The following is a 14,625-nucleotide window of genomic DNA, read 5'->3' as shown; positions in this document are numbered from 1 at the left end:
GTCATTGGACCCCCAGCAGCCACCGCAGGGAGTCAGCATTCCGCACGGCGTTACCGCCGCCGTCGTTGTTGAAGTAGACGTACACGTCCTTGCCCGAGCCGCTCCACTCCCGAATCCTTTCCGCCCACCAGCGAAGATCCTCATCGGAGTAGGAACCGCCGTACAGGTGCTCGTGGTCCGGGCCATGCATGCGGACGTAGACAAACGGCGAGGTGGCCCGGAGGATGCACGGCAGGTTGGCGCCACTCATGATGCAGTAGGCGGCCCCGTGCCGTTCAAGCAGCGCATACACGTCCGAGTGGTCCCAACTGTCGTGGCGGAACTCGACTGCGACACGGATCCAAGGGGGCAGGGCTGCCAGGAAATAGTCAAGCCGGGCGTCGTCGCGTGCGAAACCGGGCGGCAGTTGCACCAGCAGAACGGCTCTTTTGTCGCCGAGCTCGTGCCAGCAGCGGGCCATCCGTTCCACCCAGACCTCAGGGCTGTACAGCTTCTTCGCATGGGTGAGCCCGCGGGGTGCCTTCACCGACATCGCAAAGCCGGCCGGAAGACGGTCACGCCAACTGGCGAACGATGTGTCCCGCGGCCAACGGTAGAAACTCGCGTTCAACTCCACGGTACTGAACCTGGCCGAATACAGGGCCAGGCGCTTGGACGCAGGCAGCCCCGGGGGATAGAGGACGTGCTCCCAATGGTCGTAGCTCCAGCCTGACGTGCCAATGTGGATGCCCATGGTGTGAATGTACCCGCGCTGGACTGTCCTTAACCCCGGTGTTACAGCTTGCCGCTCCGGGCAATCAACGCTTGGAGATCCTCGGCAACTTTGGCTACTTCGCGCTGGCGTGCGCTCCTGCTCGGAACGGATCCGTGCGTTGCTGGGCGAGCAGGACGGCTGGCGGGGCGGGTTTGGCGCCGGACTTGGGGATCGCGCACAGGTGCGTCAACGGCGACGTTGCCCTGCAGGGGATCGTGGAAGAGTGGGAGGTTCATGATCCCTGATCCTGACATACCTTGTTCGGCTCCGATATGGACAGATGCCTACCACCTCAGCGGACGGCTGTGCAGATGTCCATGTGAGGGCTAGGGCTGAGACGCCACAAATTCGCGGTGCAACTGGTTTCGTAGGTTCTGGTGCCGGAGGCCGGGCGGGGGCGTCTCCTTGCCCGGCCGTTGATGTACTAAGTGCGGGGCATTGTGCCAAAGACCGGGGAGAAAAGCTCAATTTCGGCCGCGGGTATGCGGCAAGCACGAGCGGCATCTCTCCACCCCATGACTGACTCAAACACTGCGCTCACGATCTCGTCCCGTTTGCCCGATTCGACGAAGTAATCAGCAACAGCCAGCAGGGCTTTCATTGCGTCGTCTCGCTTTGTGGCTCCATCGATTGATGTTGCGTGCTCTCCATCGACGTCAGGGTTCGGATTAACATCGAAGGCAGGCGACAACCGCCAACCCGTGTGGTGCCGAAGGAATCCGTGATTACGCAGGTGGTCATCGGTGTTGTTGACAACAATATTGAAAACGATCCTTCGGAAAAGCTGTTCTCTGTCTGCGGTGGCATCTTCGGAGTTCTCATCGATGACGTCCAGAAGGTCAAGATAGTCGCCATGGGCGCCGTCCTGTCCTGCAGCATGGTCATGGCAGAGACATAGCCGATCCTCTGCTGCTCGACGCGGTCGAATCTGTCAAGAACCAGGACAGGCCACTAAGCACGTTAATGCCCTCTTTGGTGAGCATTAGTTGGCTATTTTGAACGGAGCCGCAAGGCAACTTAACCCCACAGTGCCTTTTTGAGCAGCGCCCTCAGCTGGACGTTCTCATCCTCGGTCAATGCTGCGAGCTGGGTCTGTTCGCACACTTCGAGCCCGGCCCGCGCTTTGTTGTGGATCCGCCGGCCTTCCGCTGTGGAGACGATGATCTTGGCCCTGCGGTCCTGTTTGCCTTGGGCGCGTTTGACCAAGCCGCGGTGTTCGAGGTCGTCCACCAGGCTGACCACTTGGCTGGGGTCCAGGCTGAGGAAATCGGCCAACTCGCGTTGCGTGGGCTCCAGTCCGCTGCACGCGAGGGTCAGTACGGAAAATGACCGTTCCCGGAGGCCGTAGTCGGCCAGTGCCTTGTTATTCAGGAGCGAGCCTGTGGCATGAAGCTTGGCCAGCAGCAGGCCCACGTCGTTCCCGATTTTGGCCGCGGCCAAGCGCGGGATTTCCACTTCGGTACTCTGCGGTCCCATGACAACTCCAATAGTAATGAAAAACAATCGTTGACTTTTTCAATGATCCGTATTCTCATTGATCATGACAAGGATCTCACGACGCAGTGGGATCGGCCCCACCGGCTTCGGCCGGTTACTGCATGCGAAGGAGCACGCCATGAGCTTGAACGGCAAGGTTGCAATCGTCACCGGGAGCGGACAGGGTCTTGGACTCGCTTACGCGAGGGAACTCGCCCGCCAGGGTGCCGCCGTCGTGATCAATGACGTGAACGCTGAGACCGCTGCAGAGGCTGTCGCGCAGATTGAGGCCGACGGCGGCCGGGCCACCGCCGTGGTGGTTCCGGTGGGGGCCACTGATGCTGCGAAAGCCTTGGTGGCGGGCGCCGTAGAGGCGTTCGGCCGGCTGGACATCCTGGTCACAAACGCCGGGATCCTGCGGGATAAGAGCCTGTTGAAAATGACGGACGAGGATTTTGACCTCGTCATTAACGTCCATCTGAAGGGCACGTTTACCTGTGTCCGTGAGGCGTTCGCGTACTTCAAGGAGAACAACGTCGCGGGCCGGATCATCACGATCGGATCGCCGACCGGCCAGCGCGGCAACTTCGGGCAGAGCAACTACGCTGCAGCCAAGGCTGGAATCGTGGGCATGGTCCGGACCTGGGCCCTGGAAATGAAGAAAGCCGGGGTGACGGTGAACTCCGTGATCCCGGTGGCGGCCACCGCGATGACCAAGACGGTCCCGTATTTCCAGAAGGCTGTGGAAGCGGAAGAGCGTGGTGAGGCCATGCCGTCCTTCTTCCGCCGCGACCTCGGTTTTGGAACGGCCGACGACGTCGCCGGGCTGATTGCCTTCCTCGCCTCTGACGCGGCTGCTGGAATTACGGGCCAGGCGATCGGCGCCGGTGGTGATCGTTTGCAGGTGTGGACGCACCCGACGGCGGCGAGCACCGACTACCGCGAAGGCGGGTGGAGCTACGAGGCTTTGCAGGACAATGCCGACTCCCTGTTTGGTCCGGAGGCGCTGCAGAGCTTCGGCGAGGAATTCTTGCCATTGCCCGCCGAACTGCAGCCCGAACCGGCTAAGTCTGTACCCGCACAGGCGCGCTGATCATGGCCGAGCGTTATGAACTGGGCATCGACGCCTCGGCCCTTGAGGCGATCGACATGCACGTCCACCTCGAAGTGGACAGTTGCGGGCACGGGTCCCTCCCGGAGGCGTTGACGGAGGCCTCGGCGAAGTACTTCAAGTCCGAGGACCGGACACCATCGCTGGACAGGATCGCCGAGGTGTACCGCGAACTGAACATGGCCGCCGTCGTCTTTACCGTGGACGCCCGGACCCAGCTCAAGCATGAACCGAACAGCATCCCGGAACTGATCGCCGGGGCTGCCCGGAACAACGATGTGCTGATCCCGTTCGGCAGCGTGGACCCGCGGACGGGGGAGGACGCGATCGCCGGGGCGAAGCATCAGGCTGTTGAGTTGGGTGCCCGTGGCTTCAAGTTCCACCCATCGTTGCAGGGCTTCGACCCGTCCAGCGAGCGGTTCTACCCGCTGTGGGAGACCCTGCAGGAGTTGGGTTTGCCATGTATTTTCCATACTGGCCAGAACGGTATGGGAGCTGGGCTTCCGGGCGGTTATGGGATCAAGCTGGCGTACTCGAATCCGTTGTTGTTGGACGCGGTAGCCGCTGATTTCCCGGGTTTGCAGGTCATCATGGCCCACCCCTCGGTGCCGTGGCAGGACGAGGCAAACTCGATCGCGACGCACAAGTCCAACGTGTTCATTGACCTTTCCGGGTGGTCGCCGAAGTACTTCCCGGAATCGCTGGTTCGTCTGTCGAATTCGGTGCTGCAGGACAAGGTCCTGTTCGGCACGGACTTCCCGCTGATCACCCCGCAAAAGTGGCTCGGTGCGTTCGCCGAGCTGCCACTGAAGGACGAAGTTCGTCCGAAGATCCTTAAGGACAACGCGGTCCGACTGCTGGGTTTGGGTGGCTGAGATGACCACGATGACAGCAACAGATAAGGAACAGCGGCTCTACTCCGTCGCCGACTGGTACGACGCCGAGGCACTCCTGACCACGGAGGAACGCCGGGTGCTGGGTCGGCTGCGAACCTTCCTTGACGCAGAGGCGAAACCGCTGCTGGCTGAGTACTGGGAGCGCGGCGATTTCCCCGAGCAGCTGGCTCAGCCACTGATCGATCTTGACGTGATGGAACCAGCCGATCTCACCGTGGAAGCCCCGGCGAGAGGAATCTTCCACGGCTTCCGGATCTTCGAACTCGCCCGCACGGACGCATCATTGGCCACCTGGTACACCGCCCAGGCAGGGCTGTTCCGGACAGCGATCCGGGTGGGTGCCTCCGAAGAGCAACAGAAGGAGTGGATGCCCAAGGTCATCGACTTCTCCCTCAAAGGTGTCTTCTCGCTGACCGAACCTGAGCACGGTTCGGACATCGCCGGCGGTCTGTCCACCACCGCCCGTTTCGAACCAGGCACAGGAACAGACTCCGACGGCGGCACTGGCTCCGACGGCGGCGCATGGGTTTTGGACGGCGCCAAGCGGTGGATCGGGGGAGCCTCCACAGCCGACGTGCTGTGTGTGTTCGCCCGGGACGTCACCGACGGACAAGTCAAAGCGTTCCTCGTGGACCGGACCGCCACAGGCGTCAGCTTGGAGAAGATCCACGGCAAGACTTCGCTGCGGATGATGCAGAACGCCCACATCACCCTCAAGAATGTCCGGGTTCCGGAAGCTATGCGCCTGCACAACGTGAACTCGTTCAAGGACGTTGCTGCCATGCTGCGGGCGATGCGCTCGGACGTTGCCTGGATCGCTACCGGCATCCAGGCCGGAGCGTTCGAAGCAGCCTTGACGTATGTGAAGGAACGCCGACAGTTCGGCCGGTCGCTGGGTTCGTTCCAGCTGGTCCAGGAAAAACTGGCCCGGATGCTCGGCAACATCACCGCTTCGCTTTCCCTGGTGGTGCGACTGACTGAGCAGCAGGGCTGGGGGATCTACCGGGACCAGGACTCGGCCCTGGCCAAGATGCAGACGTCCCTGATGATGCGCGAAACCGTCGCCCTGGCCCGCGAACTCGTGGGCGGCAACGGCATCACGCTCGCCGCCGACGTCGCGCGTTTCCATGCCGACGCCGAAGCCGTCTATTCCTACGAAGGCACCCACGAGATCAACGCCCTCATCATCGGCCGCGCTCTCACCGGCGCCAGCGCCTTTACCAGCTGAATCTCTTCCAACAACAACTGCCAGGAGGCAAAGATGCCCAATCTCGTCGTCGATTTCGACACCCTGCTCACCATGTCCGGCAAGGACCTCGGCACCACCGACTACCGCGAAATCACCCAGCAGCAGATCAACTTGTTCGCCGACGCCACGGATGACCAGCAGTGGATCCACACCGACCCCGAACGCGCCAAGGACGGCCCCTTTGGAGCCCCTATCGCGCACGGCTTCCTCACCCTGTCCCTGATCATCCCGTTCTGGGGCGAACTGTTCGACGTCGAAGGCGTCACCACAAAGGTCAACTACGGCCTGGACAAAGTCCGCTTCACTTCCCCGGTGAAGGTCGGGTCCAAGGTCCGTATGACCGGCAGCATCGCCGAGGTCACCGAGGTCAAAGGCGGCGCCCAAATCAAGGTCAACGCCACCATCGAAATCGAAGGCCAGGAGCGCCCCGCCGTCGTGGCCGAATTCCTGGCCCGCTTCTACAAGTAAAGATCCAGTCCCCTTCCCTCCTCTCCCAAGGAACAGCCATGTCAGGACACACTGCGCTCGCACAGCCGAGCACGGCCGCCAAGCGCAAAGAAGCGCGCACGGTCATCATGTCCAGCTATCTGGGCAGCACCATCGAGTTCTACGACTTCCTGCTCTACGCAACAGCGGCAGCGGTCGCTTTCCCTAAAGTCTTCTTCGCGGGCACCGACGAATGGGTTGGCGTGGTTGCTGCCTATGCCACGTTCGCGGCGGGCTATGTTGCCCGTCCTTTGGGCGGCATCATTTTCGGCCACTTCGGGGACCGCGTAGGGCGAAAGGGCATGCTCATCGTGTCCATGGCGATGATGGGGATCGCCTCAACGTTGATCGGCCTGATTCCGGGAGCCAACGTCATTGGCCCGTGGGGAGCCGTGATCCTGGTAGTCCTGCGTGTCTGCCAGGGAATCGCCGTCGGCGGTGAATGGGGTGGGGCCGCGCTGATGGCCCTGGAACACTCCGATCCGAAACGGCGCGGATTTGCGGCGTCATTCGTGAACGCGGGCGCACCCACCGGGGCTGTCCTGGGCACTGTGGTCACGGGCATCTTCTCCGCCCTCCCGCAGGACGCGTTCCTGGCGTGGGGCTGGCGTGTGCCGTTCCTGCTGTCCTTCGTGCTGCTGATCGTGGGCATGTTCGTGAGGTTGCGGGTGTCCGAAAGCCCCATCTTCGCCGAGGCCGTGGCTAAGGAAAGTGCCCAAGGGGCCAAGCGCAAGATCCCGCTGCTGGAAGTTCTGAAGCGTCCCAAAGCACTGATCATGATCATGTTTGCCGGTGCCGCCGGCTTCGGACTGCAGGTTGTACTGCCCACGTTCTCCGTGACTTATGCAGTGTCCAAGGGCGCACCACAGCAGGGCGTGCTCTATGCCTTCGCGGGAGCCTCCGCCATCTCCATCCTGTTCGTGCTGCTGGGAGGCCGGTTGTCCGACCGCCTCGGCCGGCGCCCGGTGATGGTGACAGGCCTGGCGCTGTTCATCCTTTACTTGTTCCCCATGTTCGGGATGCTCAGCTCGGGCAACATCGCCTTGGTCTTCCTGGCCTTCACCGTGGCTCTCATCCTGCACTCGTCCCTCTACGGACCCCTCGCCGCGTTCGTGTCCGAGCAGTTCGGCACCACCAACCGCTACACCGGCGCGGCAGTCGGCTACCAGTTGGCCACCTTGATCGGTGCAGGCTTCACCCCAGGCATCGTCGCCGGCCTTTACAAGGACTCCGGCCAGAGCATCGTCCCCGTGGTGGTGTTCCTGTCCGTCATGTCGCTGGTGTCGATTGTCTTCATCCTGCTGACGCGGGAGTCTAAGAACAACGACCTTTCAACGGTCAGTTAGGAGTAGCGCACCATGGACAACAACGGAGTTGGATCCTGGCTGCACCGTCGCCGCCGCAAGTCCGGAACCGCAACGGCCCTCATTTCAGGTGATCAAACGCTGAGCTACGACGCGCTCGCCGATCGCACCGACCGCCTGGCCAACGCCCTGAGGGACAGGGGAGTGACCAACGGGGACCGCGTGGCCTACCTCGGTGAGAACCATGCGTCTTTTGTGGAGACGTTCTTCGCCTGCGGGCTGCTGGGCGCGATCTTCGTGCCGTTGAACACCCGCTTGGCGGCTCCGGAGCTGCAGTTTCAACTGCAGGACTCCGGCGCGCGGCTCCTGATCAATGCCGGGGCCCTGGACGTCGTGGCCTCCGCGTCCGTGACGGACACAGTGGTAACCCACCGTCTTGTAGTGGCGCCCGACGACGGCACTGACGGTTCCGCTCATACGCTGCCGTCCGGCGTCGAGCACTATGGCGAGGTGCTTGACGCTGCAACCGCGGCGCCGCTCGATGAGACCGTGACGCTGGACGACGCCGCCATGATCCTCTACACGTCCGGCACCACCGGCAAACCCAAAGGCGCGCTCCTGACGCACGGCAATATCACGTGGAACTGCATGAACACAGTGGTGGATATGGACCTGAACCGCAACGATGTAGCGCTCATGATCTCGCCGCTGTTCCACGTGGCGTCCCTGGACATGGGTCTGCTTCCCATGCTCCTCAAGGGAGCCAAGGTGGTGCTTGAAGCGAAGTTCGACGCTGGTCGGGTCCTGGAACTGGTGGGCAAGCACAAAGTCACCACACTCAACGGCGTGCCCACCACCTTCCAAATGCTCTGTGACCATCCCGGATGGTCGACGGCGGATCTCACCTCCCTGGACAAGCTCACCTGCGGTGGTTCGGCGGTACCGAACCGGGTCCTCGAGGCCTATGAGCAGCGGGGGATCGGGTTTACCAGCTGCTATGGCATGACCGAAACCGCGCCTGGTGCAACGATGCTGCCGTTATCGCGGTCCAAGGAGAAGGCCGGATCTGCCGGGCTGCCGCACTTCTTCACAGACGTGCGGATCGCCGATCCGATGGGCGGCGTTGCTCCCATGGGCGAGGTAGGGGAAATCCAGATCTCCGGACCAAATGTCATCAAGGAGTATTGGAACCGCCCGGAAGCCACAGTAGACAGCTACGCGGATTCCTCATGGTTCCGCTCCGGCGACATGGGCTACCAGGACGGGGAAGGATTCCTGTTCGTGTCCGACAGGATCAAGGACATGATCATCTCGGGCGGCGAGAACATCTACCCGGCCGAGGTGGAGGCCGCCATCGCGGAGCTGCCCGCTGTAGGGAGCGTGGCGGTGATTGGTGTTGCCGACGACACTTGGGGTGAAGTGCCCCGCGCCATCGTCACCTTGCGGGACGGAAGTTCCCTGACCGAGGAGCAACTACGCTCGCATCTCGACGGCCGATTGGCGCGGTACAAGATCCCCAAGTCAGTGGTGTTCGTCGAGGAAATGCCCCGCACTGCCAGCGGCAAGATCCGAAAGACGGACCTGCGGAAGCACTACGCCCTGTGATGCCGCCGGCCAGGCTCAGTGGAAATCGATGTCTTTACTGTGGGGTGATGCCGCATCTGAGAGGCAGCTACCGGCGGACACATTCCGTTACCAAGCTAAATCCGGGTTAATTTCCTCCATCGAACTGCCTAATTCGGCTCCGGGGCATTACGATAGGCACGACTCATCACCTGAGTACGAACGCATCGTAACGACTCACACCTAACCCCGGGGGATATACCAATGAGCACTTACCCGCAACAACCGCAGCAGACCCAGCCCTACGCCGCACAGGCCGGCGAACCGCCGCTGTGGGCTCCTTACTACGGCGCTCCGATCGGTGCCGCCGTCAAGCGTTTCTTCAAGAAGTACACCGCGTTCAGCGGCCGCGCCAGCCGCAGTGAATACTGGTGGGTGGCACTGGTTCTGGGTGTTGTGGGCTTCGTCCTTCAGATCCTCACCGGCATTCTCGGCGCAGCCGGGGCTACCGCAACCAGCAGCGGAACCGTTCCTGGTCCGGGTGCTGTAGTGGGCCTGATCCTGATCTTCGTCTTCTACCTGGCAGTTCTCATTCCATCCCTGTCCCTGCTGGTTCGCCGTCTCCACGACGCCAACCTCAGTGGCTGGCTGGCATTGCTCGTTATTGTGCCGATCGTCGTCTTGGTGCTCTCGCTTCTGCCGTCCAACCCGGCCGGCCAGCGTTTTGACCAGCCGACTGCATAGTCAGCCAAGCACTATGTAATTTGCTCCAACGAAAAGGGCGGCATCTCGTGAGCCGCCCTTTTTCGTACCCTCTTTGTCCCCCTTCACCGTTCCGCCACAGCGGTCATGACATGCTGTGACTGACGCGGACCGAGCCCAAAGGACGAGGAGTGCCATGCCCAACCCTCCACGCAAGAGAACCATCAGGCATTGCGCCGTGGTGGGCGGTGGGATCATCGGTGTTGCGGTGGCCAGGGAGCTCGCCACCACACTCGACGGCGTCCAGGTCACCATTTACGAGAAGGAAAACCGGCTGGCGGCACACCAGACCGGCCACAACTCGGGCGTGGTCCATGCAGGCCTCTACTACGAGCCCGGCGGGCTGAAGGCAAGGCTGTGCCGCAGGGGCGTGGAGTTGCTGCAGGAATTCTGTGCCACGAAGAACCTTCCCTATGAGGCCTGCGGCAAATTGGTGATCGCCCAAACACCGGAGGAATCCACCCGTTTGGACACCATCTTCGCCCGGGCCACAGCCAACGGTGTCCCCGGAGTGCGGATGCTGAGCGGCGGGCAGATACGCGAGGTGGAGCCGAACGCCGTCGGACTTTCTGCCTTGCACTCGCCGGAAACGGCGATCGTCGACTACACGGCCATCACCGAGGCGCTGGCCGATGACGTTCGAGCCATGGGCGGGACCATCCGGCTGGGGCAGGAAGTTGTGGCGCTGGAGCAGCAGCCCAGTGGGGTAGTGGTGACCACCAAAGACGGCGGGGAGCACTATGACCTGGTGGTGGCGTGCGCGGGGCTCCAGTCTGATCGTCTGGCTGAGGCGACCGGCGAGCCGGCGACCCCGAAAATCGTCCCGTTCTTCGGCCAGTACTACTTGGTGGGCCCGGAAGCCCGGCACCAGGTGAAGGGCTTGATCTATCCCGTGCCGGACCCCAAACACCCGTTCCTCGGCGTCCACCTCACCAAGCGGATCGACGGCGAAATGATGCTTGGCCCCAATGCGTTCATCGCCTTCGGGCGGGAGTCCTATGCCTGGAACGAGGTGAAGATGCGCGATGTTGCCAACTACGCGCTCTTTCCGGGCTTCTGGAATTTTGCCCGGCAGAATGTGCCGTCGGCGGTCCGGGAATTCCAGACCGTGGTGAGCCGGAAGAAATTCATCCGCGAGGCGATGCGCTTTGTCCCGTCCTTGGAAGGCGCCAGCATCCTGCCTGGCACCCGTGGCGTTCGCGCACAGGCCATGAACAGTGATGGCTCGCTGGTGGACGACTTTGTGATTGCACGACGCCGGGACGCGGTTTTGGTGCGTAACGCACCATCGCCGGGGGCGACGTCGTCGATGGCCATCGCGGAGTACATCGTGGAGCAAGCGCTGCAGGACTGACAGTTAACACGCCGGTGACGCAGCCGAAACCGCCTCCACATCAGGGCTGGATACGGTTGCCGCATGATCGCTTCACTGGCCTCGCTTGCAACCCGAATCGGCACCACCCTGGGGGCCTGGATCGAGGCCGCCTACGTCCTGGACTGCACTGAAATGGAGGCCGGGGAAGAGCACCGTCTGGCGTGGCTGCCCGCGCTGAGCGGCGTGACAGTAGCCGGCGCCCAGGCCATCCAATCGCACACTGCCAGGGTGCATCCAGAACCATAGAGAACGCGCGAAAAGCTGCTGAATGTTGCGTTGGGCACACTATTCGTTGAAGGCGGGTACTATGCCCTAAACTGCTTCACTGAGGTGCCGGAATAGGCACTATGCAGCAACGAAAGCGAACCCTCAATGGCTACTGATTACGACGCCCCGCGCAAGACCGAAGAAGACTCTCCGGCTGAATCTCTTGAGGCTCTTCAGGCATCCCGTGGCAACGCTGCACAGACTGCAGTCATCGATGTCGAAGAAAACGATACTGCCGAAGGAATCGACCTTCCCGGTGCTGATCTTTCCGGTGAAGAACTGACCGTCATCGTTGTCCCGGAGCAGTCGGATGAATTCACCTGTGGCTCCTGTTTCCTGGTCCGCCACCGGTCCCAGATTGCGCTCGAAAAGAACGGCCTCAAGTTCTGCAAGGACTGCGAAGGATAGATAACGCCCGGGTCTCGTTATCTTCGATCACGAACATGGGTGCGAAGACTCTGAAAACTGCCTGCGTCGGCCGTAAATGCGGTCTTTGGCGACCCTCCCGTGATCACCTTGTTGCCCCTTTAACGGTTATGCGCCGAAGCGGCCACGACCGGCCCAAAGCGGCTTCTGCCCTCCTACTGTTGAAGTATCAACTTCGCCTGAAGGGGGCACAAAAAATGAGGAAAATTGGAGCGGGTCTAGCGGCGGTCATGGTTGCCGCCGGGCTCGGTCTTGCGGCGCCGGGGCCAGCCTCGGCCGCAACCTACTGCGGAATTTCCTGGGGTTCGTTGGCCAAGGCCGACCCCGACATGAGTTCCGCAAACGTCACCAACGTCCGCACCGGCCAACAGCCGTGTTTCGACCGCCTGGTGATCGATATGACGGGCAAAGTGGCCGGCTATTCCGTGCGTTATGTGCCGGTAGTCATCCAGGATGCCACCGGCTACCCCATCCCGGTGATCGGTGACGCGGACCTGCAAGTGGTGGTGACGGCGCCGTCGTATAACCAGTACAGCGAGCCCACCTACCTGCCCGCAGCCAAAGCGGAGCTCTCCAACGTCTCCGGCTACCAGACCTTCCGCCAAGTGGTTTATGCCGGGAGCTTTGAGGGCACCACGAGCATTGGGTTGGGTGTGCGTGCCCGGCTTCCGTTCAGGGTCTTCACCCTGGACGGGCCCGACGGCGGCTCCCGTCTGGTAGTGGACGTCGCCCATCGCTGGTGATTGAAGCCGCAGGGTCGCCAAGAACATACGAAAGCGGCCAGTTCGCCGGAACTTTCCGGGTGAACTGGCCGCTTTTCAGCGTTTTCGATAATCGCTAGCTATCCCGAGGGAGCCCTATTCAGGCACCACCAAAGCCGGGGTATCCTTCCGGAGGGTCTCGCCGCGGAAGAACCCGGGCCGGACGCGGGACATGATCAACATGACCACGGCGCCCAATACCAGGATGCCGATGCCGAGGACGAATACCAGTCCCACTCCGAAGATCTCCGAGCCACTGCCAAACTCCGGGGCCCAGCTGTCCACTGCAGTCTGCAGGAACACCACGAACAGGCCTACGCCACCGAACAACGGGCATACGAGCCGCAGGAAGAAGTTCCGGCCACTGGCGAACACGCTGTTCCGGAAGTACCAGACGCAGGCGATGGCCGTGAGCCCGTAGTAGAAGCAGATCATCAAGCCCAGGGCCAGGATGGTGTCGTTCAGGACGTTCTCGCTGATCACGTGCATCACCGCGTAGAAGCCCGCGGACAGGACGCCGGCCGCAATGGTGGCGAAACCCGGCGTCGAGAACTTCTTGCTCATGTGGCTGAAGCGTTCCGGCAGGGCGCCGTAGTGCGCCATGGCCAGCAAGCTGCGTGACGGCGACGTGAAGGTGGACTGAAGGGAGGCCGCGGAGCTGGAGAGCACGGCGAGGGACATGAGGATTGCGAACGGGCCCATGACCGGTGATGCGAGTGCGGTGAAGACGTTGGCGTGGTTTTCTTCGTTGTTCAAGCCGATTCCTGTGTCACCCACACCTGCAAACATCATGGTGGCGATGGTGACCACCAAGTAGATGCCCAGCACGATGACGGCTGTGAGTGTGCCGGCAAGTCCGGCGGTCTTCTTGCCGTTGGCGGTTTCCTCGTTCACGGTCAGGCAGACATCCCAGCCCCAGTAGACGAAGATCGACAACGAGATGCCGGCCGCGATCTGGCCGAAGGTTTCGATCTTGGTGACGTCGAACCAGTCCCAGCTGAAGGGAACAGCGGTCTCGGACGTGGACCAGTTGGCGAATGCCATGACCACGAAAAGCCCCAGGACCAGCAGTTGGAAGCCCACCAATCCATACTGCACAATCTTGGTGGTGTGCAGGCCGCGGTAGCTGATCCAGACCGCCAACGCCACAAAGACGAAGCACGTGGCGACGTTCAGTAGCTTGTTGGAGGCGAGGTCGGCGAGCTCTGGTGATCCCGTTGCCTGCGCCAGGAAAAGGTAGAAGAAGTCGACCGCGACGCCAGCCAGGTTGGACAGGACGATGATGTTGGCGGCGAGCAGGCCCCAGCCGCCCATCCAACCCACCCACGGGCCGAACGCTTTGGTGACCCACGTAAACGTGGTGCCGCTGTCCGGGGAATCTGCGTTGAGTTCCCTGTAGGCGAGCGACACCAGGATCATCGGGATGAAGCCGATCAGGAAGATCACCGGCAGTTGCAGCCCGACTTCGTTGACCGTGGGGCCAAGGGCACCCGTCAGCGTGTATGCCGGGGCGATGGTTGAAATGCCAAGAACGACGACGGCGAGGAGCCCCAACTGCCCCGTCTTCAGTCCCTTGCCGCTGATGTCGTGCGACGTAGCAGCGTCACTGCCGCTGCGGTGGATTGTCTGGCTCATGTGAGGCCCTTTCTAGATGGCCGAAGGCTGTTGCTGTGTCATGCGGTGGATGCCGCCGCCGCGTGCGAAGAGGTCGCGTGCGTCAACACCGACCACGCGTCGGCCCGGGTAGGCATCGGCGAGGGCGCGGAGGGCTTTCCCGTCCATGGGGTTGTTGAGGCTGCAGGGGACTTCGATGATGACGGGGGTACGTGTGGAGGGCTCGATGCGCGTCCGGGAACGGGGGACTTCGAGGCGGGTGGTTTCAATCATGGCGGCATGTACTCCGGTGAGATGACAATCACCAAATGAATAGCGTTCATTTAGTATGACGGGAGTCACTCCCAAAGCGCAAGGTGCGAACCGGAGGACTTTCATTCATGACTGGTGTCTGGTCCCGGGGGTGGCTCGGTCACTGGGCTGGGCGGAGGGTCTAATAATGTCTGTGCCTCCTGCGAGAGTTGGGGGTATGAAGCAGATCCGGGAGAGGCAAGCGAAGACGGCGTTGTCCGCTGTGCCTCGTCCTGCTTTGTCTCAAGGGGTGGATCAAGCTGGGACCATCAGTGGTGATTTGATTGGTC

The 14,625-nt window shown here is 61.9% G+C and carries 16 protein-coding genes and 1 pseudogene; 11 read left to right on the top strand and 6 right to left on the bottom strand.

All coding sequences use genetic code 11. The annotated features are described in order from the left end of the window. Position 1 precedes the first annotated feature (1 nt). The 4 genes from AB4Y77_RS22180 to AB4Y77_RS22165 all read right to left on the bottom strand — a co-directional run bounded on the left by AB4Y77_RS22180 (position 2) and on the right by AB4Y77_RS22165 (position 2,230). The gene (locus AB4Y77_RS22180) at positions 2-733 is read right to left on the bottom strand and encodes a DUF72 domain-containing protein (RefSeq protein ID WP_442015369.1); all 732 of its coding nucleotides are present in this window, start codon (positions 731-733) and stop codon (positions 2-4) included. A 41-nt stretch (positions 734-774) separates the two neighbouring features. Continuing rightward, positions 775-990: a hypothetical protein gene (locus AB4Y77_RS22175; RefSeq protein WP_311214909.1), complete on the bottom strand. Its 216-nt coding sequence runs from the start codon at positions 988-990 to the stop codon at positions 775-777. Between the two features lie 188 nt (positions 991-1,178). Further along, positions 1,179-1,580, bottom strand: coding sequence for a HipA domain-containing protein (locus tag AB4Y77_RS22170; RefSeq protein WP_396136344.1), 402 nt, complete (start codon positions 1,578-1,580; stop codon positions 1,179-1,181). 191 nt (positions 1,581-1,771) lie between these two features. Further along, a complete protein-coding gene (locus tag AB4Y77_RS22165) occupies positions 1,772-2,230 on the bottom strand; it encodes a MarR family winged helix-turn-helix transcriptional regulator (RefSeq protein WP_311214907.1) in 459 nt (152 codons plus the stop codon). A 139-nt stretch (positions 2,231-2,369) separates the two neighbouring features. Here AB4Y77_RS22165 and AB4Y77_RS22160 point away from each other — a divergent pair, with 139 nt between their 5' ends. The 11 genes from AB4Y77_RS22160 (at position 2,370) to AB4Y77_RS22110 (ending at position 12,412) form a co-directional block, all read left to right on the top strand. Further along, positions 2,370-3,323 (top strand): SDR family NAD(P)-dependent oxidoreductase, encoded by a 954-nt coding sequence (locus tag AB4Y77_RS22160; RefSeq protein WP_442015368.1) that lies wholly within the window; start codon positions 2,370-2,372, stop codon positions 3,321-3,323. Positions 3,324-3,325: 2 nt separating this feature from the next. Further along, complete coding sequence (locus AB4Y77_RS22155; RefSeq protein ID WP_442015367.1) at positions 3,326-4,216, top strand: amidohydrolase family protein; 891 nt, start codon at positions 3,326-3,328, stop codon at positions 4,214-4,216. Between the two features lie 10 nt (positions 4,217-4,226). Further along, positions 4,227-5,465 carry an acyl-CoA dehydrogenase family protein gene (locus AB4Y77_RS22150; protein ID WP_442015366.1) on the top strand — a complete coding sequence of 413 codons (1,239 nt, stop codon included), beginning with the start codon at positions 4,227-4,229 and terminating at the stop codon, positions 5,463-5,465. Between the two features lie 33 nt (positions 5,466-5,498). Further along, entirely contained in the window at positions 5,499-5,954 is a 456-nt protein-coding gene (locus AB4Y77_RS22145; RefSeq protein WP_442015365.1) for a MaoC family dehydratase, read from the top strand. A 38-nt stretch (positions 5,955-5,992) separates the two neighbouring features. Then, positions 5,993-7,318 carry an MFS transporter gene (locus tag AB4Y77_RS22140; RefSeq protein WP_442015364.1) on the top strand — a complete coding sequence of 442 codons (1,326 nt, stop codon included), beginning with the start codon at positions 5,993-5,995 and terminating at the stop codon, positions 7,316-7,318. Positions 7,319-7,330: 12 nt separating this feature from the next. Next, positions 7,331-8,881: an o-succinylbenzoate--CoA ligase gene (gene menE, locus AB4Y77_RS22135; protein ID WP_442015363.1), complete on the top strand. Its 1,551-nt coding sequence runs from the start codon at positions 7,331-7,333 to the stop codon at positions 8,879-8,881. Positions 8,882-9,103: 222 nt separating this feature from the next. Then, entirely contained in the window at positions 9,104-9,583 is a 480-nt protein-coding gene (locus tag AB4Y77_RS22130) for a DUF805 domain-containing protein (protein ID WP_311214902.1), read from the top strand. A 154-nt stretch (positions 9,584-9,737) separates the two neighbouring features. Continuing rightward, positions 9,738-10,955 (top strand): L-2-hydroxyglutarate oxidase, encoded by a 1,218-nt coding sequence (gene lhgO / locus AB4Y77_RS22125; RefSeq protein ID WP_442015362.1) that lies wholly within the window; start codon positions 9,738-9,740, stop codon positions 10,953-10,955. Positions 10,956-11,018: 63 nt separating this feature from the next. After that, positions 11,019-11,222 carry a hypothetical protein gene (locus AB4Y77_RS22120; RefSeq protein ID WP_442015361.1) on the top strand — a complete coding sequence of 68 codons (204 nt, stop codon included), beginning with the start codon at positions 11,019-11,021 and terminating at the stop codon, positions 11,220-11,222. 126 nt (positions 11,223-11,348) lie between these two features. Further along, positions 11,349-11,651 (top strand): DUF4193 domain-containing protein, encoded by a 303-nt coding sequence (locus tag AB4Y77_RS22115; protein WP_207596486.1) that lies wholly within the window; start codon positions 11,349-11,351, stop codon positions 11,649-11,651. A gap of 215 nt (positions 11,652-11,866) precedes the next feature. After that, positions 11,867-12,412, top strand: coding sequence for an AMIN-like domain-containing (lipo)protein (locus tag AB4Y77_RS22110; protein WP_311214899.1), 546 nt, complete (start codon positions 11,867-11,869; stop codon positions 12,410-12,412). A 114-nt stretch (positions 12,413-12,526) separates the two neighbouring features. Here the strand turns inward: AB4Y77_RS22110 and AB4Y77_RS22105 are convergent, their stop codons facing one another. Together AB4Y77_RS22105 and AB4Y77_RS22100 are read right to left on the bottom strand one after the other, a co-directional pair. After that, entirely contained in the window at positions 12,527-14,065 is a 1,539-nt protein-coding gene (locus AB4Y77_RS22105; protein ID WP_311214898.1) for an APC family permease, read from the bottom strand. Positions 14,066-14,077: 12 nt separating this feature from the next. Beyond that, positions 14,078-14,224 (bottom strand): annotated as a pseudogene (locus AB4Y77_RS22100) (agmatine deiminase family protein); the annotation flags it as partial. Between the last annotated feature and the right edge of the window lie 401 nt (positions 14,225-14,625).

The sequence above is a fragment of the Paenarthrobacter sp. YAF11_1 genome, assembly GCF_052113445.1.
Classification (GTDB): domain Bacteria; phylum Actinomycetota; class Actinomycetes; order Actinomycetales; family Micrococcaceae; genus Arthrobacter.
This window is presented reverse-complemented; position numbering and strand designations above follow the sequence as displayed.

Excerpts from the sequence above, each read along its gene's own strand:
- AB4Y77_RS22140 (WP_442015364.1), top strand. The coding sequence starts at position 5,993 with ATGTCAGGACACACTGCGCTCGCACAGCCGAGCACGGCCGCCAAGCGC.
- AB4Y77_RS22155 (WP_442015367.1), top strand. The coding sequence starts at position 3,326 with ATGGCCGAGCGTTATGAACTGGGCATCGACGCCTCGGCCCTTGAGGCG.
- AB4Y77_RS22110 (WP_311214899.1), top strand. The coding sequence starts at position 11,867 with ATGAGGAAAATTGGAGCGGGTCTAGCGGCGGTCATGGTTGCCGCCGGG.
- AB4Y77_RS22115 (WP_207596486.1), top strand. The coding sequence starts at position 11,349 with ATGGCTACTGATTACGACGCCCCGCGCAAGACCGAAGAAGACTCTCCG.
- menE (WP_442015363.1), top strand. The coding sequence starts at position 7,331 with ATGGACAACAACGGAGTTGGATCCTGGCTGCACCGTCGCCGCCGCAAG.
- AB4Y77_RS22175 (WP_311214909.1), bottom strand. The coding sequence starts at position 990 with ATGAACCTCCCACTCTTCCACGATCCCCTGCAGGGCAACGTCGCCGTT.
- AB4Y77_RS22130 (WP_311214902.1), top strand. The coding sequence starts at position 9,104 with ATGAGCACTTACCCGCAACAACCGCAGCAGACCCAGCCCTACGCCGCA.
- AB4Y77_RS22180 (WP_442015369.1), bottom strand. The coding sequence starts at position 733 with ATGGGCATCCACATTGGCACGTCAGGCTGGAGCTACGACCATTGGGAG.
- AB4Y77_RS22120 (WP_442015361.1), top strand. The coding sequence starts at position 11,019 with ATGATCGCTTCACTGGCCTCGCTTGCAACCCGAATCGGCACCACCCTG.
- AB4Y77_RS22160 (WP_442015368.1), top strand. The coding sequence starts at position 2,370 with ATGAGCTTGAACGGCAAGGTTGCAATCGTCACCGGGAGCGGACAGGGT.
- AB4Y77_RS22150 (WP_442015366.1), top strand. The coding sequence starts at position 4,227 with ATGACAGCAACAGATAAGGAACAGCGGCTCTACTCCGTCGCCGACTGG.
- AB4Y77_RS22165 (WP_311214907.1), bottom strand. The coding sequence starts at position 2,230 with ATGGGACCGCAGAGTACCGAAGTGGAAATCCCGCGCTTGGCCGCGGCC.
- lhgO (WP_442015362.1), top strand. The coding sequence starts at position 9,738 with ATGCCCAACCCTCCACGCAAGAGAACCATCAGGCATTGCGCCGTGGTG.
- AB4Y77_RS22145 (WP_442015365.1), top strand. The coding sequence starts at position 5,499 with ATGCCCAATCTCGTCGTCGATTTCGACACCCTGCTCACCATGTCCGGC.
- AB4Y77_RS22105 (WP_311214898.1), bottom strand. The coding sequence starts at position 14,065 with ATGAGCCAGACAATCCACCGCAGCGGCAGTGACGCTGCTACGTCGCAC.